Annotated in this window: 21 protein-coding genes and 2 tRNA genes; 16 read left to right on the top strand and 7 right to left on the bottom strand. The window is 37.3% G+C overall.

The annotated features are described in order from the left end of the window. Positions 1-75 precede the first annotated feature (75 nt). The 6 genes from PLA12_01540 (at position 76) to PLA12_01515 (ending at position 3,739) form a co-directional block, all read left to right on the top strand. Positions 76-150 (top strand) — tRNA-Cys (locus PLA12_01540). 13 nt (positions 151-163) lie between these two features. After that, a tRNA-Leu gene (locus PLA12_01535) sits at positions 164-247 on the top strand. A gap of 93 nt (positions 248-340) precedes the next feature. Beyond that, on the top strand, positions 341-1,738 hold the full coding sequence (gene cysS / locus PLA12_01530; GenBank protein ID HOQ31172.1) for a cysteine--tRNA ligase: 1,398 nt from the start codon (positions 341-343) through the stop codon (positions 1,736-1,738). An 82-nt stretch (positions 1,739-1,820) separates the two neighbouring features. Next, a complete protein-coding gene (locus tag PLA12_01525) occupies positions 1,821-2,399 on the top strand; it encodes an RNA polymerase sigma factor (protein ID HOQ31171.1) in 579 nt (192 codons plus the stop codon). Continuing rightward, positions 2,396-2,989 (top strand): hypothetical protein, encoded by a 594-nt coding sequence (locus PLA12_01520; GenBank protein ID HOQ31170.1) that lies wholly within the window; start codon positions 2,396-2,398, stop codon positions 2,987-2,989. The genes PLA12_01525 and PLA12_01520 overlap by 4 nt, the downstream gene beginning before the upstream one ends. A gap of 33 nt (positions 2,990-3,022) precedes the next feature. Next, on the top strand, positions 3,023-3,739 hold the full coding sequence (locus tag PLA12_01515) for a hypothetical protein (protein ID HOQ31169.1): 717 nt from the start codon (positions 3,023-3,025) through the stop codon (positions 3,737-3,739). 83 nt (positions 3,740-3,822) lie between these two features. On the opposite strand, the gene purF is transcribed toward PLA12_01515, so the two are convergent. The 3 genes from purF to PLA12_01500 are packed head-to-tail and all read right to left on the bottom strand — an operon-like array spanning position 3,823 to position 7,552. Continuing rightward, positions 3,823-5,292: an amidophosphoribosyltransferase gene (purF, locus tag PLA12_01510; protein HOQ31168.1), complete on the bottom strand. Its 1,470-nt coding sequence runs from the start codon at positions 5,290-5,292 to the stop codon at positions 3,823-3,825. A gap of 59 nt (positions 5,293-5,351) precedes the next feature. Continuing rightward, positions 5,352-6,239, bottom strand: a complete 888-nt coding sequence (locus tag PLA12_01505; protein HOQ31167.1) for a phosphoribosylaminoimidazolesuccinocarboxamide synthase — start codon at positions 6,237-6,239, stop codon at positions 5,352-5,354. Positions 6,240-6,265: 26 nt separating this feature from the next. Then, the gene (locus tag PLA12_01500; protein ID HOQ31166.1) at positions 6,266-7,552 is read right to left on the bottom strand and encodes a 6-phospho-beta-glucosidase; all 1,287 of its coding nucleotides are present in this window, start codon (positions 7,550-7,552) and stop codon (positions 6,266-6,268) included. A 150-nt stretch (positions 7,553-7,702) separates the two neighbouring features. On the opposite strand from PLA12_01500, the gene PLA12_01495 reads away from it, so the two are divergent. Next, positions 7,703-8,638 (top strand): hypothetical protein, encoded by a 936-nt coding sequence (locus tag PLA12_01495; protein HOQ31165.1) that lies wholly within the window; start codon positions 7,703-7,705, stop codon positions 8,636-8,638. A 2-nt stretch (positions 8,639-8,640) separates the two neighbouring features. Here the strand turns inward: PLA12_01495 and PLA12_01490 are convergent, their stop codons facing one another. Then, the gene (locus PLA12_01490) at positions 8,641-9,117 is read right to left on the bottom strand and encodes a biopolymer transporter ExbD (GenBank protein ID HOQ31164.1); all 477 of its coding nucleotides are present in this window, start codon (positions 9,115-9,117) and stop codon (positions 8,641-8,643) included. A 178-nt stretch (positions 9,118-9,295) separates the two neighbouring features. On the opposite strand from PLA12_01490, the gene PLA12_01485 reads away from it, so the two are divergent. Together PLA12_01485 and PLA12_01480 are read left to right on the top strand one after the other, a co-directional pair. Continuing rightward, positions 9,296-10,246: a response regulator gene (locus PLA12_01485; GenBank protein HOQ31163.1), complete on the top strand. Its 951-nt coding sequence runs from the start codon at positions 9,296-9,298 to the stop codon at positions 10,244-10,246. A gap of 183 nt (positions 10,247-10,429) precedes the next feature. After that, on the top strand, positions 10,430-11,272 hold the full coding sequence (locus PLA12_01480; GenBank protein ID HOQ31162.1) for an SGNH/GDSL hydrolase family protein: 843 nt from the start codon (positions 10,430-10,432) through the stop codon (positions 11,270-11,272). 72 nt (positions 11,273-11,344) lie between these two features. Here PLA12_01480 and PLA12_01475 read toward each other — a convergent pair whose 3' ends face one another. After that, positions 11,345-12,112 (bottom strand): hypothetical protein, encoded by a 768-nt coding sequence (locus PLA12_01475; protein ID HOQ31161.1) that lies wholly within the window; start codon positions 12,110-12,112, stop codon positions 11,345-11,347. A gap of 101 nt (positions 12,113-12,213) precedes the next feature. On the opposite strand from PLA12_01475, the gene PLA12_01470 reads away from it, so the two are divergent. From PLA12_01470 to PLA12_01455, 4 genes are read left to right on the top strand one after another with little or no spacing between them, the layout of a single operon-like run. After that, positions 12,214-12,957 carry a TlyA family RNA methyltransferase gene (locus PLA12_01470; GenBank protein HOQ31160.1) on the top strand — a complete coding sequence of 248 codons (744 nt, stop codon included), beginning with the start codon at positions 12,214-12,216 and terminating at the stop codon, positions 12,955-12,957. Positions 12,958-12,971: 14 nt separating this feature from the next. Next, positions 12,972-14,660: a DNA repair protein RecN gene (gene recN / locus PLA12_01465; GenBank protein ID HOQ31159.1), complete on the top strand. Its 1,689-nt coding sequence runs from the start codon at positions 12,972-12,974 to the stop codon at positions 14,658-14,660. Next, positions 14,653-15,231: a hypothetical protein gene (locus tag PLA12_01460; GenBank protein HOQ31158.1), complete on the top strand. Its 579-nt coding sequence runs from the start codon at positions 14,653-14,655 to the stop codon at positions 15,229-15,231. Before recN ends, PLA12_01460 begins: the two co-directional genes overlap by 8 nt. Next, positions 15,228-16,607, top strand: a complete 1,380-nt coding sequence (locus tag PLA12_01455) for an MBL fold metallo-hydrolase (protein ID HOQ31157.1) — start codon at positions 15,228-15,230, stop codon at positions 16,605-16,607. The genes PLA12_01460 and PLA12_01455 overlap by 4 nt, the downstream gene beginning before the upstream one ends. Positions 16,608-16,703: 96 nt before the next feature. Here the strand turns inward: PLA12_01455 and dnaE are convergent, their stop codons facing one another. Then, positions 16,704-20,189: a DNA polymerase III subunit alpha gene (gene dnaE / locus PLA12_01450; protein ID HOQ31156.1), complete on the bottom strand. Its 3,486-nt coding sequence runs from the start codon at positions 20,187-20,189 to the stop codon at positions 16,704-16,706. Continuing rightward, positions 20,182-20,685, bottom strand: coding sequence for a CinA family protein (locus PLA12_01445; protein ID HOQ31155.1), 504 nt, complete (start codon positions 20,683-20,685; stop codon positions 20,182-20,184). The genes dnaE and PLA12_01445 overlap by 8 nt, the downstream gene beginning before the upstream one ends. Positions 20,686-20,778: 93 nt before the next feature. On the opposite strand from PLA12_01445, the gene PLA12_01440 reads away from it, so the two are divergent. The 3 genes from PLA12_01440 to PLA12_01430 form a co-directional block, all read left to right on the top strand. Next, the gene (locus tag PLA12_01440; GenBank protein ID HOQ31154.1) at positions 20,779-21,651 is read left to right on the top strand and encodes a uracil-DNA glycosylase; all 873 of its coding nucleotides are present in this window, start codon (positions 20,779-20,781) and stop codon (positions 21,649-21,651) included. A 133-nt stretch (positions 21,652-21,784) separates the two neighbouring features. Then, positions 21,785-22,420: an IMP cyclohydrolase gene (locus PLA12_01435; protein ID HOQ31153.1), complete on the top strand. Its 636-nt coding sequence runs from the start codon at positions 21,785-21,787 to the stop codon at positions 22,418-22,420. A gap of 44 nt (positions 22,421-22,464) precedes the next feature. Continuing rightward, the coding region (locus PLA12_01430; protein HOQ31152.1) for a phosphoribosylamine--glycine ligase family protein at positions 22,465-22,692 on the top strand (228 nt) is incomplete at its 3' end.

Below are 22,692 nucleotides of genomic sequence, written 5' to 3'. Positions count from 1 at the left end.
CAGAGCATTTTTTATATTTGAATTATGACACCTTTTCTTTGTAAAATTAAACTACCATGATAACGGTGGCGGCATGGCGGCATGGCCAAGTGGTAAGGCAGAAGCCTGCAAAGCTTCCATTCCCCGGTTCGAATCCGGGTGCCGCCTCCATATCTATCGTCGTGGGCGAGTGGTGGAATAGGAATACACGATGGACTTAAAATCCGTTGGCCGTAAGGCCATGCGGGTTCGATTCCCGCCTCGCCCACTTTTTTATTTTTACCTCTCTTTTTATATAATCATTGACAGAGTGTTTTCCCAGCCTAATATTAAAAACTTACATCCAAGAGGATATACTGAAATGGCCGTATGTTTTTTTAACACTATGACCCGAAAATTAGAACCGTTTATCCCTTTAGAACCACCAAAAGTAAAACTTTATACTTGTGGGCCCACAGTTTACAATTTCGCCCATATTGGAAATTTCCGTGCATATATTTTTGAGGATTTACTGAAACGATATCTTAAATTCCGTGGTTATGATGTATTTCATGTAATGAATATTACAGATGTAGAAGATAAATTAATACGCACCTGCCGTGAAACAGGAAAATCACTCAAAGAAATTACCGATTTTTATATAGAAGCCTTTTTTAAAGATCTGGATACCCTCCAAATCGAAAGAGCGGATGTTTATCCCCGTGCTACCGAGCATATCCCTGAAATGGTGGAGATTATTAAAAAATTAAAAGAAAAAGGGCATACATACGAACATGAAGGAAGTATTTATTTCCGTTTAAATACATTCCCAGAATACGGTAAATTAAGCCACATGAATATTGAAGAATTGAAAGTCGGTGCCAGCGGTAGGGTAGATACCGATGAATATACGATGGAAGACGCCCGTGATTTTGCCCTCTGGAAAGCATGGGATGAAGAAGATGGCAATGTCTATTGGGAAACCGAACTCGGAAAGGGAAGACCCGGCTGGCATATTGAATGTTCGGCTATGAGCATGAAATATCTTGGAGAAAGTTTTGATATTCATTGTGGGGGTATTGATAATATGTTCCCCCATCATGAAAATGAAATAGCCCAATCCGAATGTGCCACAGGAAAACCCTTTGTCAAATATTGGCTCCATTGTGCCCATCTGGTTGTTGATGGTAAAAAAATGTCAAAGTCATTGGGAAATTTTTATACACTAAGAGACCTTTTAGATAGAGAGTTAGAACCTCTGGCTATTCGTTGGGTCCTCCTCGCAACTCATTATCGGCAACCTAATAACTTTACTTTTGAAACAGTAGAATCCGCTTCCAGTAGTATTCGGCGAATACGCGATTTCCGTTTGCGTCTCAAAGAAATTAAAGGAAATGGAGATGAACTGGTAGAGGAATGCTTACAATGTGAAAAATCGTTTGTAGATTCTTTAGATGATGATTTAAATATTTCCTCAGCTCTCGGTATTGTATTTGATTTTATACGGGATGTTAATAAAAAAATTGATAGCGGGGAAGTGGGGGAGAAGGGGGCTCAAAACGCTATTAATCTCTTAAACAAATTAAATCAGATAACAGGTTTATTTAACCCTGATAGGGAAGATGATGTTCCTGCGGAAGTATTAGAAAAAGTTATGCAAAGACAACAGGCACGGAGAGATAAAAATTTTGCTCTGGCTGATACCATTCGCAATCAATTACTTGAACAAGGTTGGATTATTGAAGATACCCCTCAAGGTCCACGCGTAAAACGAAAATAAATACAGTATAGGTTTCCATACCTTAAAATGGAACTTTGACCGTATTAAAGGTGTTTAATATTATAAAAGGTAAATAAAAAGAATGCGTTCCTTAGAGGATTGGGAATTGATTGCATTAGCAAAACAAGGAAACCATGAAGCGTTCCACAACCTTGTAGAACGATACAAATCCCCTATTTATACCTTTAGCCTTTATTTAACAAGAAATGTCCAGAACGCAGAAGACATTGTGCAAGAAACATTTATCCGTTTATATAGAAATTTGAACCAGATAGAACCTAAGGCACAATTTAAAACATTTATTTTTGCTATTGCGAGAAATCTTGCTCTTAACCACATTCGTAACGAACAAAGGAAAAATAATTTTTTATCACGACTATTCAATAAAATAAATTCCGACTATAAAGAACAAATAAATCCTAAACCCAATGTGTGGGTTCCTGATGAAAAGCAAGAGTTTACCTCTATTATTCAACAATGTATGTTAGAGCTATCAGAGGAACATCGGGAGATATTATTATTAAGAGAAACACAAGGACTTGATTATGAAAGTATTGCCAAAATTTTGGGTTGCCGTGTAGGAACGGTTCGCAGTCGTTTGGCAAGAGCAAGAGCACAACTCAGAAAGATAGTAATTGAGAAAGGAATAACAGTAAAATGACACATTTAACAGATGAACAAATTTCAGAGCTTCTGGACGGTTTCTGTGTTCTTAACCAGAAACAACAGGAACATCTACAACACTGTCCCGAATGTAAGAAAAAGTTAGAAGAATGGCAGAGCATTTCCATCTGTGTTCAAAATCTACCTGTTCAATCTGTCCCCGATGAATTGACATCTCGAATAAACTATAAAATAAATTCTATTCAAAAAGATTTTAGAAGAAGTTATTTCCCCTCTATCCAATGGAACTACAAATTCCTTGCCTCTTCCATTGCTGTTATCCTTCTCATTATTTTTGGAATTACGGTTATTTACAACAATTATGATAGTGAGAAGACTTTGGATAAGGGTAATTCTCAACCTGTTTCTGATATAGGTCCCATTGCCAGTAATAACAACGGAACCGTAGATAATCCTTCTATAACAGAACAAATCTCGATGGAAGACAACATATTAAATAGCATTAGCGAACAATACATTAATTTAGAACCTTTTGAAGAGGAATTACATGACATTACTATATCAGAGTTACTTTTGTCCCTTGCTGAAGAGACAGAAGAGTATAATATTTCAGATGTATCCCTATAATATGAACAAATATAAATATTGGAGAATGATTTTATGAAAAAATGTATTACAACAATCCTTTTTCTAATAGTCCTTTTATCTTATTTTTGTGTTATTGCAACAGCCCAACCTCCAGATGCAATGCGTTCTGATATGCAAAATCCTCCCCGCCCGGATGGTTTTCGGCAAGGTGGACCCCCACTACCTAATGGTGAAAATCGTCCACCACTACCCGCACCCGGTATCTATCCCGAGCCAATGGGACCTCCTCCTGAAGGAGATTTACCCGCCCGTGAAATACTGGAACAAGTGCTTCTGGCAAAAGTGGCAAAACAACTAAAGCTAAACGATGAACAGACAGTTATATTGGTTCGAAGATTTAACGAACAGAAGGAAGTCTTATTTGAAAAAACTCAACAACGCAACAATTTGGCAAACGAACTGCGCAAACAAATCCATGATAAAACGAAAGCAAACCCTAAAGAATTAGAAGAAAAATTTTCTCGTCTCCTAAAAATGGATATGGAATTAGCAGAATTAAAGCAGAAATGGATTGATAATATCTCTATAGACCTACCTTTAGAGTCCAAAGTCCAGTTATACTTACTTTTTTCCGATTTTGAAAATGAAATACGCAAATTCCTTCGTAAAGCCTACGATTGGAAACAAAATAGATTTTTGGAAGAAAAGGGTGGATTAATGCCTCCAGAACAACAGCGTCGTGGTAGAGTCCCAAAAAACAACAATAATCCCGAAGTAGAAAATGAATAATCAAACACTGCACTTATTTCAACTAAAAAATTTGAAATATAAGGGTCTTTGATACCTTACTGAATAGTAAATTAGAATAATCCCTACCTACCGTGTCGAATATCATCAAGACTGGAATCTTTGATGGCATTGTGATTGCGAGGTGGAATGTTATAATCAAGAGGTGTTGGTGTTGGATAGTTATTGTCGAAACAGGCGGTGCAAAAATGTCGCTTATCATTGAAAGTCGCTTCGAGGATTGCAGGAATTGTTAAATAAGCAAGTGAATCCACGCCTAAATATTTCCGAATTTTTTCTATGTCTACCTGATTATCTTGTTTTGACATTTTATAAGCAATTAATCGTTCCCGATTGGGAGTATCAATCCCATAGTAACAGGAATTAATAATGGGAGGAGAGGCAACACGATAATGAATTTCTTTTGCCTTGCACCGTCGAAGCATTTTTATAATCTTACGGGAAGTAGTCCCACGAACAATACTGTCATCTACTAATACAATTCTTTTCCCTTTTACCGTATCTCTGGACGGATTTAGTTTTATCTTAACGCCGAAATCACGCATCTTTTGGTCAGGTTCTATGAATGTCCTACCCACATAATGATTGCGAATAAATCCCATATCAAAAGGTAATCCCGATTCATGAGCATATCCTAATGCAGCGGGATTGGATGAATCTGGAACAGCCATTACAAAATCCGCATCTACGGGAGCTATCCTTGCAAGGGCTCTACCTAACTCTTTTCGAACCAAATCCACACTTTTACCAAATATTATACTATCCGGGCGGGCAACATATATATACTCGAAGATACATTGTTTGGGAATAACTTTGCGAAACGGAAATGAACTTGTTATTTGGTTATTGGATACATGGACTACTTCCCCGGGTTCTACTTCACGAAGCCATTTAGCTCCTACTAAGTCCAGAGCACAGGTTTCACTTGCAAAAATATAAGACCTACCTTTTTTCCCTATCCATAAAGGACGAAAGCCATAAGGGTCGCGAGCGGCAATTAATTCGTTATGATTCATAACAAGGACACAAAACGCTCCTTTTACCTGCTTCAGAGCATCAATCACCGATTCAACAAAGGTCTTTTTATTAGAACGGGCGATTAAATGGATAATTACCTCTGTGTCTGAAGAAGATTGGAAAATAGCTCCTTTTTGTTCTAACTCGTGCCGTAAATAAGCGCCATTGACCAGATTCCCATTATGACAAACCGCAAGGGAACCGTTCACATAATTTACTAAAAAAGGCTGAACATTTCGTAAATTACTTGAACCAAAGGTAGAATAGCGGACATGTCCAATACCTATATGTCCCTGAACGCGTGCGAGTTTATGAGCAGGGAATACATCATTAACCAGTCCTACACCCCGATGGGCTGTTAATGTTGCTCCATCAGAACACACAATCCCTGCCCCTTCCTGTCCACGATGTTGTAATGCATAGAGCCCTAAATATATCCAGTTCGGAGCCGATTTATGGTTATAGATGCCAAAGATACCGCACTCTTCGTGAAGTTTATCAGATGTAAAATCAAACATAACCTTGTATCACTTCCCTAAAAAAATGTTTATTTTTTTGTATCATAACTTCCACAAATTTATGGAAGATTTTTTCCTGTTAACCGTGTAAACGCTTCAAGATATTTTTCTCGGGTTTTTTCTACGATATCGGGTGGCAATGGTGGGGGCGGCGAATTTTTGTCCCAATTTACCGATTCTAAATAGTCTCGAATAAACTGTTTATCAAAACTGGGCTGACTTTTTCCGGGTTCATACTGGTCTGCAGGCCAGAATCGTGAAGAATCCGGGGTCAATATCTCATCTGCCAGCACCAATTCACCATCCAGCAAACCGAACTCAAATTTTGTATCACATAAAATAATCCCTTGGGTAATAGCATATTCATTAGCTCGTTTATAAATTTCAATAGCGACTCTACTTGCCTTTTGATTAAGTTCCTTTCCAATAATTTTCCCTGCCTCTTCCGAGGATATATTAATATCATGTCCTTCTTCTGCTTTTGTGCTGGGAGTATAAATAGGTTCGGGTAATTTGCTACCTTCCACAAGTCCTGATGGTAATAAGATACCGCAAACAGTTCCTTGGGTTTTATATTCTTTAAGCCCACTCCCTGCTAAATATCCACGAACAATAAACTCAACCGGCAACATTTGACACTTTCTCACATACATAGAGCGGTTTTTAAACATCTCTGGATGATTTCGAAACTCTTCAGGAAAATCTTCCAGCCGTGCCGAAATCAAATGATTGGGCACTATATCTTTCATCATTTCAAACCAGAACAAAGATAATTGTGTCAAGATGATTCCTTTATCAGGTATGGGTGTAGGATTTACCCAGTCGAAAGCAGAGATACGGTCTGTGGCTACGAGGAATAATGTATCTCCTAAGTCATAAATATCCCTTACTTTCCCCCTACGGGTTGGTTCTTTCCCATTTAAATTTGTTTCTGATAGCACAGTCATAAATATTCCTTTTGTTTTTGATTTTTTTATTCGTTAAAAAAATTTTTTAAATAAGGTTTATTTATTTTCAGAAGTTCGTTCAATAATTCTCTACATTTTTTTGCATCGGGCATCAATGGATGACTTAATAATGCCTGAAAAGCAAGTTCACGGTCTCCCTTCACCGCAGAATGAACAGTTAATGTTTCATAAGCCTTTATAAGTTGCATCAAACCACGAATAGAATGTTCCGGCGGTGATTGAGGAATAGAATGAGCACCATCTTTATCTATAATAGCCGAAATTTCGACGGATACATCATCATCAAAAGTAGGAATGGCGCCGTTGTTTCTACAACACACAATTTGTCGGGATTTTTTATCGTTTTCTATGGCATCAATTACCATAAGTGCTGCGGTTGAATAGTGAGCCCCACCCCTCTTACTCAATTCTTCCGGTTTCTCTTTCAACTCAGTATTGGAATATTTTTCAAACAATTTTTGCTCAATTTCTAACACTTCTTCCCCTCTTGTTTTCTCTTTTTTCTTTAAATAATTCAACACGGATTCTGTGGAATAATAATATTGAAGATAATAATTACAAAACATATTCAAACTTTTCATTGCTTCCAGCATGTTATTACGGGTCGTTTCATCTTCCCATTCTTCTTCTGCATGTTCCCAGAATTTTTGTAATACTTCTTGGGTAATGTCAACACCTTGTTTCTTAAATTTACGAACCCAAGATAAATGATTTAATCCAACATAATCTAACTCAATTTCTTCAGGGCTACCTCCTATGTGTTTTACGATTTCCATTATCATTCCTATAGGGACATTACATAGACCAATTGTCCGTATTTTACTGTATTTAATTACGGCTTCTGTATTAATTCCTGCAGGATTTGTAAAATTAATAAGAAACGCATTTGGACATAACTGCTCCATTTTATGGGCAATATCCAGAATAACAGGAATCGTTCTCAAAGCACAGGCAAAACCACCAATCCCCGTCGTTTCCTGTCCTATAATTCCGTATTTAAGCCCTAATTTTTCATCGTTTATACGAGCCTGCATTTGACCAACCCGTATTTGCGTTAATACATAGCGTGCATTTTTTACCGCTTCTTCAATATTTTTCGTTTTATATATCTTACAGGATGAGCCATAACGCTGTGCCAATCTTTCTGAGAAGGCATGGTTTATTTCCAATCTCTGCTCATTTTGGTCCATTAACCAGATTTCATCAAATAAAAATTTACCTTCTCTCGCAAATATCCCATCAATTAATTCCGGAGTATATGAACTACCACCACCAATTACTGCAAACTTCATATCTTATCCCTTTACTATTCTGATTGGTAAAAAATTTTAATGCCCGATTATAACTATTGAGTAAATTTTAGAATATAATATCGAATATGATGACTTGGTTTAAAATATGATACTCATAAAACGATTTAAGCAAAACAAAGATAAAACTAAATGACAGAACGGGAATTTGTTTTCAATCTACAATGGGAACCCTCAGATATTATTAGTATCCTTTTATTAGGGTTTCTGTTTTTCTGGGGCGTTTTCCTGTTGTATCAAAAATGGATAAAAAACTATGATTATCCCTTCTGGTTAGACCTGCTGTCCCTTATTATTATGTTTGCTGTGCTTGGAATTGAACTACTTCAATTTAGTGACTGGCTTCGTAATTATCCACTTCTTTATATTCTCTCCGCATTAGGACTGTTCATTTCCGCATCAGCTCTTTACTCACAAAGTTTCATATCTCTGGTTACGCTTATATTCCTGAGTATTATCCACCCCGGGGAAGAATCAGCACCTGATGTCCCTCGCTTTGGGCCTGCGGAAATATTAGAACGACAAAACGATTGGAAAGGTGCGTTAAATGAATATTTCGTTCTGGCTCGAATTTATCCCCACCATCCATCGGTTCATTTGCGGATTGCTAATGTTTATATAAAGATGAAACAACCAGAGGAAGCATTACATTGGCTGAAAAAATCATTGCAATACCTTAAAAAAGAAGAGGATACCTATCTAATTATAGCCCGCTATTGTGATATTGCTCATGACATAGGAGATATTCCTTCCGCAACAGAGATGATGGACTATTTTGTAAATCAATATCCCGAATCCATACATTCACGGTCAATTATAGAAAGAAAAAAACGGATAAAATTAGACACCTCAAAAGAGAGGTCATCTTTATTAATACCTATGGAAGATGTTCCAATGAGCAATGAGGATTTAGAAGAAGAAAAAGAAATTAAAAAAGAAAAATTAACTTTAGAGAAAATTAAACAAGATGCTATAGATAGTAGTCCTACCGAAAAAGAAAAATTGGATAACAAAGACCAAGAAAAAGAAGAGAAAAAATCAACAATATCCCGTTTAGAACCTATGTAAAATCATTGTTCAACGAATTTATTGTTCCCCACTTCGGATATTCTATCCTTTTCAGGAACGGTTGCAATGGTAAGACCCGAATAACCTAATTGTAAAGCAAGGTCAAATACCTTAACTGTGATACGAAAAGGGACCTCTGCATCAGATTCTAAAATTAATGTAGCAGAAGGATTTTTTGTTTTTATTTCTTTAAGTTTCTTTTCTAACTCTTCTATAGTTACAGGTATGGAGTTCCCTCCTTCTTTCTCAGACAGGAAAATATTCCCTTTGGAGTCAATAATAACCCTATAAATGTTCGTATCTTTTATTTCATTATTTGTTTTACTTTCTGGCAGTTGTAAAGAAAGCCCCAAATGAGGATTGAATGTTGTTGTGATAATCAGAAAAATAAGTAACAAAAACATCACATCAATTAGTGATGTTATATTAATAAGAGGGAAATCTTTTTTTACAGGTTTTCCAAAAGGACCTTCACGCATAAGGAATTATCTCGCACTTTAGAAATTCCCAATATACCACTGATTTACATGTGGAATCAACAATTTATAGAGAATACAAAAATAAAATTAAAAAAAATTGGCAAAATTTGAATTTTTCTGGTAAACTTATAGGTGAAGGAATGATGGAGGCAAGAAATTTGGCTTAAACGAGGTGTAAATGAAGAATATTAGAGTATGTGTCGCAGACGATAACAGGGATGAAGTCCTTATATTATGTGAAAGTTTGAAATTACACAATTATGAAGCAATCCCTGCCTTCTGTGGTGTAGAGGCTCTCGATTTATGTAAAAGCGGGAGCGTAGATTTATTATTATTGGATATAGGACTTCCCGACATTGACGGTATTGAGGTATGCAGAAGATTAAAAGCAGACCCCAATACCCGAGATATTCCTATCATTTTTGTGTCAGCCCGAGGATCATCACAAGATGTCGCCTTAGGTCACGAATTAGGCGCCGTTGATTATATTGCAAAACCTTACAATCTGCCCATGGTTCTTGTTGCTGTTGAAATGGCATTACGAACCCTGCATACATCCGCCTATATTGATAGCCCGGTTGAATTCTGGGATGACCCTATTTATACAGACCCACTAACAGGATTGAGAAATTACCGCTATTTAATGGAACGGTTAGAAGAAGAAATTGTCCGAACAGACCGACACAAGTCCCCTCTAAGTTGTATCGTTTTAGATTTTGCCGATTATGATATTAATGAAGAAGAAACCACAGAACGAACGGAACTGATAGAAAGCGAATCTTTTTTACAGGATGTTGCGTTAGCATTAAAACAAAATTCCCGCAGCTGTGATATTTTGACAAGATTCGAATCATCAAAATTTGTCATTGTACTTCCTAATCAAAATCTTGAAAGAGCAATAAAATACGCACAGAAAATAGCAAAAGAAGTTGAAAAAAACTTTTTAGAAGAAGAGAAAACCGTTTCCTTACAGTCAAAATTCGGGATTGTCAGTTGTAAAGATAAATGTGTTCCCTCTGGAGAAGAACTTTTAGGTATTGCTATGAAAAACCTGTTAAGAGCCTTTACTCGTCCCGGAATTAGCATTGTAGGTAAAGACCTTACCGAAAAGAAAGAAGTTTTCCTCTAATTATCCCCCGCCTAAATCGTTTTGTTAGTCATCAAACAGTTAATCATATTACATTTGGTAATTGTGTAACTCATTGATATAATTCTCTTTAATAATTCAAAAAAATAAAACCAATTAAAACAAGTAAAAGTCTGATAAGCAGGTTAAAAACTAATTTTAAGTTAAACTTAGAGGTAGATTCTTATGTTAAGAAAAAAACATTTCGTTTCTATTCTTGTCATTTTTCTTTTATGTAGTTTTGTTCTTCCCTTATCCGCATCCGCAAAGACCCCAAGGATTTTAATGGTAGGTGATAGTTGGGCATGGTTTATGTATTTAAACCGTTCTTTGCGAGATGCTCTGGAAGATATGGGATTAGGTGAATATGAGGAAATTGGTATTTTTACAACAGTTCCGGGTAGCGAGGCTTCACAATGGGTTAATCCAAAATGGTTAGAACAAGTCCGAAAAGAATTGGATAATTACCCCACAATTGATATTATTCATTTAAGTGTTGGAGGTAACGATTTCCTGAATAATTGGCGGATTGATATGCCCCCCGAAGCCAAAGAAGCATTATTCCAACAGGTTGTCCGTGATACCGAAACGATTATTCGAGCCCTTTTGGATATGAAACCCAACCTCCATGTAGCACTTATTGAATATGATTTTATCAATAAAAGTAGAGGAAAAGCCCGCTGTCAAGAACTCAATATGGCGGGGGTAGAATTATCCCGCAGACGAATGGAAATGTGTAAAAACATTGACAGATGCTTTTATATTCAAACCTATGGATTAATGCAATACCATTTTGGAGTAGCGAATGATATTCCTCCTCATACCGTTCCTCTACCGGGACAATATCCCGACTATAAACCTTTTCCCGGGGGAAATCCCGATTATTGTAATGACACAAAAGCCATGATGGATAATGTTCATTTAAGTAGTGAAGGTTATTATTATTTAGCGAAGTATTGTATCGAAGTCATTTATAAACAATGGCTTACAAATGTAAACACCCCCATAACCGTCAGCAAAAAGCAATAAATAATACTGTTAGCATAGTGCTTCACCCGACCCAACACCCCCATAACCGACAGCAAAAAGCAATAAATATTGTTATTTTTTTGAGAAAGGACCAGGACTGTATTTATCTTCTCCATTGGTATCGGGATGATAACTGCCACCGGGAAAGTTAAAAAATTGAATAATACGGAGTAATTCATTTAACCTAATTTTCCAGTCCTGTGGGTCATAATCCGATTTATGAGGTGTGCAATTTTTATTCCCTTCAAAAGGAGCGTACCCATCTTCTGTTCCTGCCTCACAATGATATTCACGAGCATTGAACAATTGAACTACACGAAGCACCTCAGAAAGGCTAATGCTCCAATCTTTGTTCGTATCTGCACTGTGGAAATCGTTGTTATTTTTTACAATTATTTTCCCTCCATTGACCAATACATTTTTGGGTAATGCTTTATTGTCTGCTCCTTCTGCAGTTACTCCTGTTATCTGGATTTCTGAATTATCGGCTAATCGAGTTGTGCTTTGTGCAACCAGGTTGCCCAATAAACCATCAGGAATACTCTGTGTGCCTCCGTAAATGATGATATTTATTTGGGAGCCTGTTACGGAATACATTAACTTTTTCTCTGCACCGAGATTTGATGAAGGTTCTACTTCCAGAGGAAAAATATTAGATACAGTGGAATTCCATCGGATTATCAAGGTGCTTATATTAGATTGATTCCCTTCCCAATTCAAAGGTAATCGAAACACTCCAGGAGTGGCTGTTTCAACATCAGAAATAGTTAAAACACCATCTGCGAAAATACTCGAGGATATAATTACACATATAAGCAAAAACATAACATTTCGAAACATAACATTTTCCTTTATCCATATATTTTTTATAAGATAATAATACCTTAAAAATTCTTAATAAAATCAAATAGTTAATTGTATATTTTAAAAAATTTTAAAAAATGCGTGAACGATTGGATATTCTTTTGCAAAAACGGCTGAACCTAACACGAACACAGGCTCAATCCCTTATTCGCTCGGGTAAAGTATTTGATAAAAATGGTATATGTCTTGACAAACCCGGAACCAAACTTCCTGAAAATATTGAATTAAAGATAATACAGGATAACCGTTTTGTTAGTCGAGGGGGAATAAAATTAGAGCATGCATTAAATCATTTCGGGATAGATGTTCATTCTGTAATCGCCATAGATATAGGTTCTTCTACGGGCGGCTTTACAGATTGTTTATTACAATATGGCGCAAAAAAAGTCTATGCAGTTGATGTGGGATATGGTCAATTAGCATGGGCTATAAGAAATAATTCTCGAGTAGTTGTTATGGAACGATGTAATATTCGATATTTAGACCCTAATCAATTACCTGAGAAACCTGATTTTTTTACAGTAGATTGTTCCTTCATTTCATTAAAATTAATTTTGCCTAAAATAGTAGAACTTGTAGATAATCAGTCGCGGGGGGTAATATTAATCAAACCTCAATTTGAAGCAGGACGCGAACATGTAGAAAAAGGCGGTGTTGTTAAGGACAATATGATTATTAAAAAAACAATTGATGAAGTATTAAACGAAGCAGAAAAACTTGGCTTTGAAATTCAGGGTGTAGTTCCTTCTCCCATAAAAGGACCCGCAGGAAATCAGGAGTATCTGGCATACCTAACTTTGACGAAAAGGATAGAAACATAGGATATGAAAGATTTATGTTAGAAACCTTGTATATCAAAGATTTTGCACTGATTGATGAACTCGAAATCAATTTTTCATCAGGACTGAATATTTTATCGGGTGAAACCGGTGCAGGCAAATCTATTATTGTTGAATCCTTACAGATAGCATTGGGGGAGAGGGCATCTACTGAATTTATACGAACAGGTGCAGAAAAAACTCGGGTAGATGCGGTTTTTCATATTCCAGTTGTATCCCAATCCATACTACAAATACTGAAAGAATATGAAATCGAATTGGATGATAACAGAATTATTCTTTCCCGTCTTATATCTTCCGATGGGAGAAGTAAAGCGTGGGTTTCAGGCAGACCTGTTCCTGTTAGCGTCCTTTTAAATATAGGAAATCAACTTGTAGATTTTCATGGACAACATGAACATCAGTCCGTATTAAAACCCTCATGCCAGTTAGAATTATTGGATACCTTTGCAAATGCCAACGCCCTTTCTGAAAATGTTCGTGAAAAGTTCCTTGCTATAAAAAAGATAGATGAAGAAATAGCAAACCTTGAGGAAATGGCACAGCGGCAAAACCGCGAATTAGATTTATTAAAACATGAATTAAACGAAATTGAACAAGTATCCCCTTCTATCGGAGAAGATGAAACCTTACGAAATCAACTGTCCTATGCTATGAATCTTGAAAACATACGGAAAAATGCAAAAGAAATTTCCGAATTACTTTCCGGCTCTGAATTTAGTGTAATCGTTTTCCTGCACCGTATCCAATCTATGGTTGGTGAACTGCAAAAACACGATGCCACCTTTGAGCCGTTTTTTAATCGGCTCGAAGAGATTCAATGTGAACTACAAGAGTTATCCCGAGAATGCGAGCGATGCTGTAATCTGGTAGAAATTAGCGAAGAAGAAATTGAACGATTAAACCAGAGACTTAATCAGATAAACCGATTGAAACATAAATATGGAAATACCATTGAAGAAGTTATAGAATACGCACAAAAAGCCCGTTCCGTTCTGGATAAAGTAATGAACAGTGAGCAACAATTGGAAGAATTAAAAAAACAGAAAAATAAACTATACAAAGAAATTATACAATCCGCCGAACAATTATCAGAACGAAGACAGAAAGCAGGAGAAATCCTTTCTTCGCAGGTTACCCAGTCAATTAAAGACTTAGCCATGAAAGATGCAACTTTCCATGTCACAATAGAAAGATGTCCCTTGTATTCCAGTGGTATAGATAAAGTTGAATTCCTACTAACTCCCAATATAGGTGAAATTAAAAAACCTTTAAGACAAATTGCCTCCGGTGGTGAAATGTCCCGTATCATGCTTGCTTTGAAAACGGAACTGGCTCGTGCCGACCAGATTCCTACTTTGATATTTGATGAGATTGATGCCGGTGTGGGAGGTATGGTTGCACGAAAAGTAGCCGAAAAATTGGCAGAATTAGCCCGTCATCATCAAGTTATAGTCATAACGCATATTCCCCAGATTGCCGTTTTCGGAGCATCTCATTTCCAGATATTGAAGGAGAATGTGGACAACCGAACTGTAACCCGCGTTAGACCCTTAAAAGGAGAAGAGAGAATTAAAGAAATCGCCCGTATGCTTGATGGTTCTATTTCTGAAATTAGTTTAAAACATGCCAATGAATTATTAAAAGAAGTAAAACAGCAGAAAGGAGTAAAAACAAATGGATAAACCTAAAATCAAAATAGGTGTCATGGGTTCTGCGGGAGGAGAAATTTCTCCAGAAGCAGCACAAAAATGCAGAATTTTAGGAGAAACAATTGCGGAGTTAGGTTGTGTAATATTAACAGGGGGATGTCCCGGTTTGCCTCACGAAGCCGTTAAAGGTTGTAAATCCAAAGGCGGTTTAACAGTAGGAGTTTCCCCCGCATTAAGTGAGTATGAACATGTTCATGTTTACGGCAGTCCTTTAGACCACATAGATATTATGATATATACAGGTTCAGGTCTCATGGGTCGTGAAGTAATAGGGGTTCGCAGTTGCGATATTATTATTATAGTGGGAGGTCGTTCGGGAACATTGGGCGAATTTGCCATTGCCTATGATGAAGGAAGACCCATCGGTGTGCTGATGGGCACAGAAGGTATTGCCGACCATATAGATGATATTCTCCCTGTAATCGAGAAAAAAACAGGTTCAAACATCGTTTTTGACCGAGACCCCAAACGACTTGTTGAGCGTTGTGTAGAATGGTTCAAAACACATCCACCCGTTATAAGAAATAGGGAGTCCGCATTATGAAAATAACATCCTACGGAGCCGCACAAGAAGTTACAGGCAGTAAACATCTTTTAGAGATAAACGGCAATAAAATTTTACTGGATTGTGGCCTCTTTCAGGGAAGACGTGCAGAGGCTGACCAGAAAAACCGTCAGAATTCTTTGGATATCCAAAAAATTAATTGCATTATACTTAGCCATGCACATATAGACCATAGTGGACTGTTACCATTATTTGGTAAAAAAGGATACAGAGGACCTATCTACGCAACACCAGCAACAAGGGACTTATGTTCCATTATGTTAATGGATAGCGCCCATATTCAGCAGAAAGATGCCCAATGGCTATCTAAAAAACATTTGACCTTTATCCCACCGCTTTATACTTCGGATGATGTCCACGAAATTATGAAACATTTTATATCAGTCCCTTACGAAATGCGAATGCAAGTCGGAAATGATGTATTCCTGACATTTCACGATGCCGGTCATGTATTAGGTTCTGCTATGGTCGAATTAGAATATCGAGAATCTGGGAAATGGAAACGATTTATCTTTTCCGGTGATATTGGTCGAAAAAACATGCCCATCCTACAAGACCCATGGGAACCTCCTCCTTGTGATACCCTTATAATGGAGTCTACCTATGGTGACCGTGACCATGGTAATGTAGAACAAATGGACGCTAAATTAGAAGAGATAATAAAAGAAGCCGTTGCTCAGGAAGGCAAAGTTATTGTTCCCAGTTTCGCTTTAGAACGGACACAAGAGTTTATCTATTCTCTTCACCGATTGGAAACACAAAACCGAATCCCAGATATCCCTGTTTTTGTGGATAGTCCTCTTACCGTGGATATTACAGAAGTATTTCGCCTACACATGGAATCCTTTGACGAAGATTTTAAAGAACAATTACGCGAAGCGGGCAACCCATTTGACTTAAAACGAATCCGCTACATTCGCTCTCAGAGTGAATCTATGGAATTAAACAGTTTGAAAGGTCCCGCCATTATCATTTCTGCATCCGGTATGTGTGAATATGGCCGTATCTTGCATCATCTCCGAAATAATATCTCAGACCCACGCAACACCATTCTTATTATTGGTTTTCAGGCTGAATACACTTTGGGACGCAAAATTGTTGAAAAACAAAAACAGGTTAAAATTTTAGGTATTATGTTGGAATTAAAGGCTCGTGTTCGAATTATGAACGAATTTAGTGCCCACGCCGGCAGGACGGAACTAATTGACTTTGGTTCAAGATATGCCAATACAGACACGAAAGTTTTTCTGGTGCACGGCGAAACAAAAGCTATGCAAGCCCTTTATTTAGCACTTGCAGAAAAAGGTGTCAAGAACCTATCCATTCTTAAATTCCGCGAAACAATTGAAGTTTAATACCTTAAAATAAGAAAGTAATTAACCCTCTTTTCTCATCTCGTGCCGTAATCACGAATTTATTGCCGTGAAGCCGAAAAATCTTTTACACCACGATTATCTTATTCTTTTTCCATTATGAGAAATAGGTAATAAATTACCTGCACTAAACCATGTATTGTTTTTCCCTACAATTTCTTCTATTTCTGCTACGAGCCGTGGCGTTGCAGAAACTTTTATATCCGGATACGCCTGAATAATAATTTCCCTTTGTTTTAGGATATCCTGATAATGAAAAAAGACCTCACAATCCCCGATATTATAAGAAAATATATCCATCAATTTTTCATAATCACTTTCAGTGATTGTCGAATCCACCCGTATATGGAAAGCACTTGCCAGGGTTATACATTCATCGGGCGGAATAATAATACGAGCAATGTAACCGCGTTGAGAATTCCTGAAATTGACCCGCGCCTGAATAAGGACTATATTCTCTATATATATCAAATCTTTTGACTTTTCGTAGGTATCTGAGAAACAGGTTATTTCATATTGCCGTTCAGTATCATCCAATTTAATAAAAGCCATTTTCCCTTTGGCTGCATTATGATATTTCACATCAATAATAATTCCTCCTAAAATAACATCCTCTCCTTCCCCCTTCTTTTCAACGGTATCTTTCGGTGTAGTCCATAATTTAAATATATCTTTATATTGCTCTAATGGATGTCCCGATATATATATTCCTATTACCTCTTTTTCATAAGAAAGTTTCTGTAACAATGGCCATTCTTCCTTCGGAACAATTTCATTATGAATATTGGTATTGAGAGAGGTAATGGGGACATCCCCAAAAAGACTTATTTGTCCAGAGGAGCGTTCTTTACTGGCGCGTTGCCCCTCTGCCATAGCTATGTTTATAGATTCAAAAAGACTTTGTCGGGTTACCCCAAATGAATCCATAGCACCCGCTTTAATCAAGTTTTCCAACACTCGTTTGTTAATTTGCCGCGGGTTAAGTCGGCAACAGAAATCAAAAATATCTTTGTAACAGCCATTCGCTTCTCGCTCGTTTACAATTAATTCACAAACACCCATACCTACATTTTTTATAACACCCAATCCAAAGCGGATGGTTTTGCCCTCTATTGAAAAGACTACATCACTCTTATTTACATCCGGCGGCAATACAGAAATGCCCATCCGATTACATTCGTTAATATACAGAGAGATTTTTTCGAGATTATCCACTTCTTTGGTTAACAAGGCACACATATACTCTTCCGGATAATTTGCCTTCAAGTAGGCGGTTTGATAGGCTAACAGTGCATAAGCAACACTATGAGATTTATTAAAGCCATAGTTTGCGAAATCCTCAATATTTGTAAAAATTTGTTCTGCGGTTTGTTTGTCAATTCCGTTCTTTATACAACCTTCAATAAACGGCAATCTTTTTGCTTCTACAATATCCATTTTCTTTTTTGCCATACCCTGACGCAACATATCCGATTCAGGTAATGAAAATCCTGCACACCGCTGGGCTATTTGCATAACCTGCTCCTGATAGATAGGTATTCCGTAGGTTTCTTTTACCACCGGTGCCAACATCGGATGCCAATATTGTATCCTTTCCGGCTTAAATTTGTTCTCAATAAATGTGTCAATATATTTCATAGGTCCGGGACGAAATAGAGCCACCAAAGCCACAATCTCCTCTAAGGATTGTACCTTTAATCGAATCGAGAGATTTCGCATCCCTTCGCTTTCTAATTGGAACACGCCCAGGGTAAATCCTTCTTGAAGCATCTGAAATGTTTTCTTATCTTCTAAAGAAACTTTATTTATATCCAAATCAATACCTTTATGCTTTTTTATCAACTTTAATGTGTTATGAATAACACTCAATGTTTTTAACCCTAAGAAGTCCATTTTCAATAGACCTAATTCCTCCACGCATTCTTTTTCTGCTTGTGTGGATATAAACTCAGAATTTTTTTCTTTATAAGTAGCAATAAAGTTAACGATGGGTTTATCGCAAATTACAACTCCTGCCGCATGTGTGCCTGAATTACGGACAGTCCCTTCCAATTTAAGAGCAAATTTCCACAATCGTTGTAAATTGGGCTCCGCTTCTATTCGCTTTTTAAGTTCAGGTTCCATTTCCAACGCTTCATTTAGGGTATGTTTCCCCGTAGGTATCATTTTCGCTATTTGGTCAACTTCCCCATAACTGATACCTAACACACGGCCTACATCACGGACGACATTCCTTGCCAGTGAGCGTTGAAAAGTCGCAATAAGAGACACATTATCTTTCCCATACTTCTGAATAGCATACTGGACAACCTCCATCCGTCGGTCATCTGCAAAGTCAATATCAATATCAGGCATACTCACGCGTTGCGGATTTAAAAATCGTTCAAACAAAAGTTGATAGCGAATGGGGTCTATATCCGTAATTTCCAGAAGGTAAGCCACAAGACTTCCTGCCGCAGAACCTCTACCCGGTCCCACAGGAATTCCATGTGTTTTGGCAAAGTGAACAATATCCCATACTACAAGAAAATAATCTACAAATTTTAGTTCTGCAATGGTAGATAATTCATATTCAGCTCGCTCTTTATAACCCGACGGAATTTTATTACCAAATCTCTTTTTAAAACCTTCATCAACTAATCTTCTTAAAAAGGTATAGGCATCCGAATTATCCTCGGGTATATATTTAGGAATTAAATTACGCTTTTTAATAATATGGCCCTGACACATTTCTGCGACTCGAAGTGTATTTTGACAAGCCTCGGGATAATCCTTAAATATCTCATACATCTCTTGCGGGCTACGAAAATAAAATTCATTACTGCCAAACCGCCATCGTTTTTCATCCATCAGCGTAGTTTGCGATTGAATACACAACAATACTTCATGGGCTTCCGAATCTTCCGGGCTTGTATAGTGTGAATCCTGCGTTGCTATCAGGGGAATGGAATACTTCTTGGATAATTCAATTATCCCCCTGTTAACCTTATCCTCATCCGGCAAAGAATGATACATAATTTCCAAAAATACATGGTCTTTTCCAAATATATCTATGAGTTGATTTAATGTATCTACTGCCACATTGTCGTTATCATAATAAATGGCTTTCGCTATCCGACTGCTAATGCAAGCACTACTTACGATTAATCCTTCATGATGTTGAGACAACAATTCCATATCAACACGAGGCTTGATATAAAATCCGTCTGTATAACCTGCGGAAATTAATTGACATAGATTCTTGTATCCAATTTCATTTTCACAAAGTAAAAGAAGATGATAATAACTGCGGTCAAATTCTTTTGCTTTTTTATCCGTCCTACTTTTAGGGGCTACATATAATTCTGCACCAATAATTTGTTTAAGTTGAAAATCACTCTCCGGCTTCAATTTCTTTAAGGTCTTATAAAACGGAACCGTGCTAAACATATTGCCATGCTCTGTCAATGCTAATGCAGGCATACGATATTTATAGCAAAGTTGAATTAAATCTTCAATCTTTGACATCCCGTCTAACAAACTGTATTCGGAATGGGTATGTAAATGAACAAATTCATTATTCATGAGTATCTTCCCTTCCATTTATGCTATTTATAACTTCAAGTAATAAATTCAAAGCAGTATCCGATGTCTGCTGTTTTATTTCAGAACGACTTCCATGAAACCGACATTCTTTAACTATATGTATGTTATAGGGTAGAGAAACCACGGAAATATATACCAACCCTACAGGCTTTTCCGCTGTTCCTCCCGTAGGTCCGGCAATACCTGTTACGCCAACACCCATATCGCTATTTAATCTATTGCAAATACCCTGAGCCATTTCAAGGGCAACAGGATTACTCACGGCTCCATATGCTACCAATGAAGATTCCAAAACCCCTAACAAGGATTTTTTAACTTCATTACTATAGGCTACAATACCTCCAACGAATACCGCAGATGACCCAGAAACATTTGTTAAACGGTGTGAGATAAGCCCACCTGTGCACGATTCTGCTGTAGCCAGCGTTAAATGCTTTCTAACAAGTTGATGTATGATGGCCTCTTCAGGATTCATTGATTTCAAAATTCAGATTCAGGTTTATTAAAATAGTTATACCCAAAGTAACTTTACATATATTATATACAAAAAGCAGAGCGAGATTTTTTAATGGATATTCAAAAAGAGATAAACGAAATACTGGATGAGTTATTAAGTTTTTTGCAACATGAGGCGAAACAAAAAAATACAATAACGGTTTCCCCTGAATTTTTGCAGCGATGGAATGCTTTTGATACCCGGTCTTATGCAAAACATCTATTCCAGATAATGAACGCTAATGAAGATGATGTAAAAAACGAAGTTCCTTGGATGGCTATTGAAAATAATACAGTATCACAGGAGATGGTATATGAAAAGACAGAAGAAAACCCACCTATTTTCGATATCCAGCACCAACTTGATTTAATCAACAAAGAAGTATCGGTATGCAAAAAGTGCCCTATTCATGAAGATAGGACAAATACCGTATTTGGAACTGGCAATCCTCACGCAGAATTAGTTTTCGTAGGTGAAGCACCCGGTGCCGAAGAAGACCGACAGGGATTGCCCTTTGTGGGGAGAGCGGGACAGTTATTAACCGATATTATCGTCAAAGGTATGAAAATGCGTCGTGAGGATGTTTATATTTGTAATGTCTTGAAATGTCGTCCCCCCAACAATCGCGACCCCAATCCTATGGAAGTAATGAATTGCGAACCCTATCTCATTCGCCAATTAGAATTAATCCGCCCTAAAGTCGTTTGTGCTTTAGGGAGAATTGCCGCCCAAACATTGCTTAAAACCGATGCCCCCCTAAATGAATTGAGGGGAAAGTGGCACAATTATCACGGAATTCCCCTGCGGGTAACATATCACCCTGCATATCTATTGAGAAATCCTGCCGATAAAAAGAAAGCCTGGATTGATATTCAGGAAATCATGAAACTATTAAATGGAGAAATAACTGTTTCCTTTGATAACGATAAAATTTCACTTTTATAACAGCAAAATGAATATAAAATCCGTGATTGTGTTAAAATGTATCTTACGAATTTTTATTACATAAAGTTTTGGGCTTTGGCAATGAGTGAGATTACAATATATAAAAATAAAATAAGTGTCTCAGGAGAAACCCATGCGAAAAATAAAAAGAGCCGTTATCAGTTGCTATGACAAAAGCGACCTAATTGAATTTGCAAAATTTTTACATGAATATCATGTGGAAATAATCGCAACGGTAGGAACAAATGAATTATTACAGGCAAATGGAATTCCCTCTATTTATATAGGTGAGTATACCGGTATTCCCGAAATCCTCGGTGGAAGGCTCAAAACATTACACCCCAAAATACACGCCGGATTGCTTGCTTTGCGTGATAACAAATTGCACCTTGAACAGATGCAACAATATCACTTCCCGGAAATAGACCTTGTCGTGGTAAATCCCAAACCTATACCCCGAATCATCGAGCAATCCGCAGGTTCCGTAGATGAACTGTTTGACCAGATTGATATCGGCGGTATTACCATGATTCGTTCCGCAGCAAAAAATTTCCGCTATGTAACCGTCGTCGTAGATAGGATTTACTATCCACTCATTATGCATGAAATGCGAGCTCACGATGGTTGTGTCTCATTTGTAACGCGTTATCGCCTCGCTCAAGAGGCTTTTTTCTGCACTTCCCGTTATGACCGTGCAATTGCGGAATTTCTCGACCGCAAAGCCACACCTCCTTCGGAGGAAATACCTAAACGGGAAAGAGAGGCTTAATTTTTAAAATAAAAAACAGACATTTATAATCAGGAGAAATTCCTATGCGTATATTGGTATTAGGCAGTGGCGGTAGAGAACATGCTTTATGCTGGAAGATTCACCAAAGTCCGGAAGTCGAACATGTATATGCTATCCCTGGAAACCCTGGTATTAAAAAATTAGAAAAAGCCACCTGTGCCTCTATTAATATCAAAGACTTCAAAGCCATTAAGGACTATATTAAACAAAAAAAAATTCATCTGGTTGTTGTAGGTCCCGAAGAACCTCTT

The sequence above is a fragment of the Candidatus Hydrogenedens sp. genome, from assembly GCA_035378955.1.
GTDB lineage: Bacteria > Hydrogenedentota > Hydrogenedentia > Hydrogenedentales > Hydrogenedentaceae > Hydrogenedens.
This window is presented reverse-complemented; position numbering and strand designations above follow the sequence as displayed.

Coding starts and splice junctions, on each gene's coding strand:
- recN (HOQ31159.1), top strand. CDS start 12,972: ATGTTAGAAACCTTGTATATCAAAGATTTTGCACTGATTGATGAACTC.
- PLA12_01435 (HOQ31153.1), top strand. CDS start 21,785: ATGCGAAAAATAAAAAGAGCCGTTATCAGTTGCTATGACAAAAGCGAC.
- PLA12_01455 (HOQ31157.1), top strand. CDS start 15,228: ATGAAAATAACATCCTACGGAGCCGCACAAGAAGTTACAGGCAGTAAA.
- PLA12_01460 (HOQ31158.1), top strand. CDS start 14,653: ATGGATAAACCTAAAATCAAAATAGGTGTCATGGGTTCTGCGGGAGGA.
- PLA12_01500 (HOQ31166.1), bottom strand. CDS start 7,552: ATGAAGTTTGCAGTAATTGGTGGTGGTAGTTCATATACTCCGGAATTA.
- purF (HOQ31168.1), bottom strand. CDS start 5,292: ATGTTTGATTTTACATCTGATAAACTTCACGAAGAGTGCGGTATCTTT.
- PLA12_01525 (HOQ31171.1), top strand. CDS start 1,821: ATGCGTTCCTTAGAGGATTGGGAATTGATTGCATTAGCAAAACAAGGA.
- dnaE (HOQ31156.1), bottom strand. CDS start 20,189: ATGAATAATGAATTTGTTCATTTACATACCCATTCCGAATACAGTTTG.
- PLA12_01515 (HOQ31169.1), top strand. CDS start 3,023: ATGAAAAAATGTATTACAACAATCCTTTTTCTAATAGTCCTTTTATCT.
- PLA12_01520 (HOQ31170.1), top strand. CDS start 2,396: ATGACACATTTAACAGATGAACAAATTTCAGAGCTTCTGGACGGTTTC.
- PLA12_01490 (HOQ31164.1), bottom strand. CDS start 9,117: ATGCGTGAAGGTCCTTTTGGAAAACCTGTAAAAAAAGATTTCCCTCTT.
- PLA12_01475 (HOQ31161.1), bottom strand. CDS start 12,112: ATGTTTCGAAATGTTATGTTTTTGCTTATATGTGTAATTATATCCTCG.
- PLA12_01505 (HOQ31167.1), bottom strand. CDS start 6,239: ATGACTGTGCTATCAGAAACAAATTTAAATGGGAAAGAACCAACCCGT.
- PLA12_01485 (HOQ31163.1), top strand. CDS start 9,296: ATGAAGAATATTAGAGTATGTGTCGCAGACGATAACAGGGATGAAGTC.
- PLA12_01495 (HOQ31165.1), top strand. CDS start 7,703: ATGACAGAACGGGAATTTGTTTTCAATCTACAATGGGAACCCTCAGAT.
- PLA12_01440 (HOQ31154.1), top strand. CDS start 20,779: ATGGATATTCAAAAAGAGATAAACGAAATACTGGATGAGTTATTAAGT.
- PLA12_01445 (HOQ31155.1), bottom strand. CDS start 20,685: ATGAATCCTGAAGAGGCCATCATACATCAACTTGTTAGAAAGCATTTA.
- PLA12_01470 (HOQ31160.1), top strand. CDS start 12,214: ATGCGTGAACGATTGGATATTCTTTTGCAAAAACGGCTGAACCTAACA.
- cysS (HOQ31172.1), top strand. CDS start 341: ATGGCCGTATGTTTTTTTAACACTATGACCCGAAAATTAGAACCGTTT.
- PLA12_01480 (HOQ31162.1), top strand. CDS start 10,430: ATGTTAAGAAAAAAACATTTCGTTTCTATTCTTGTCATTTTTCTTTTA.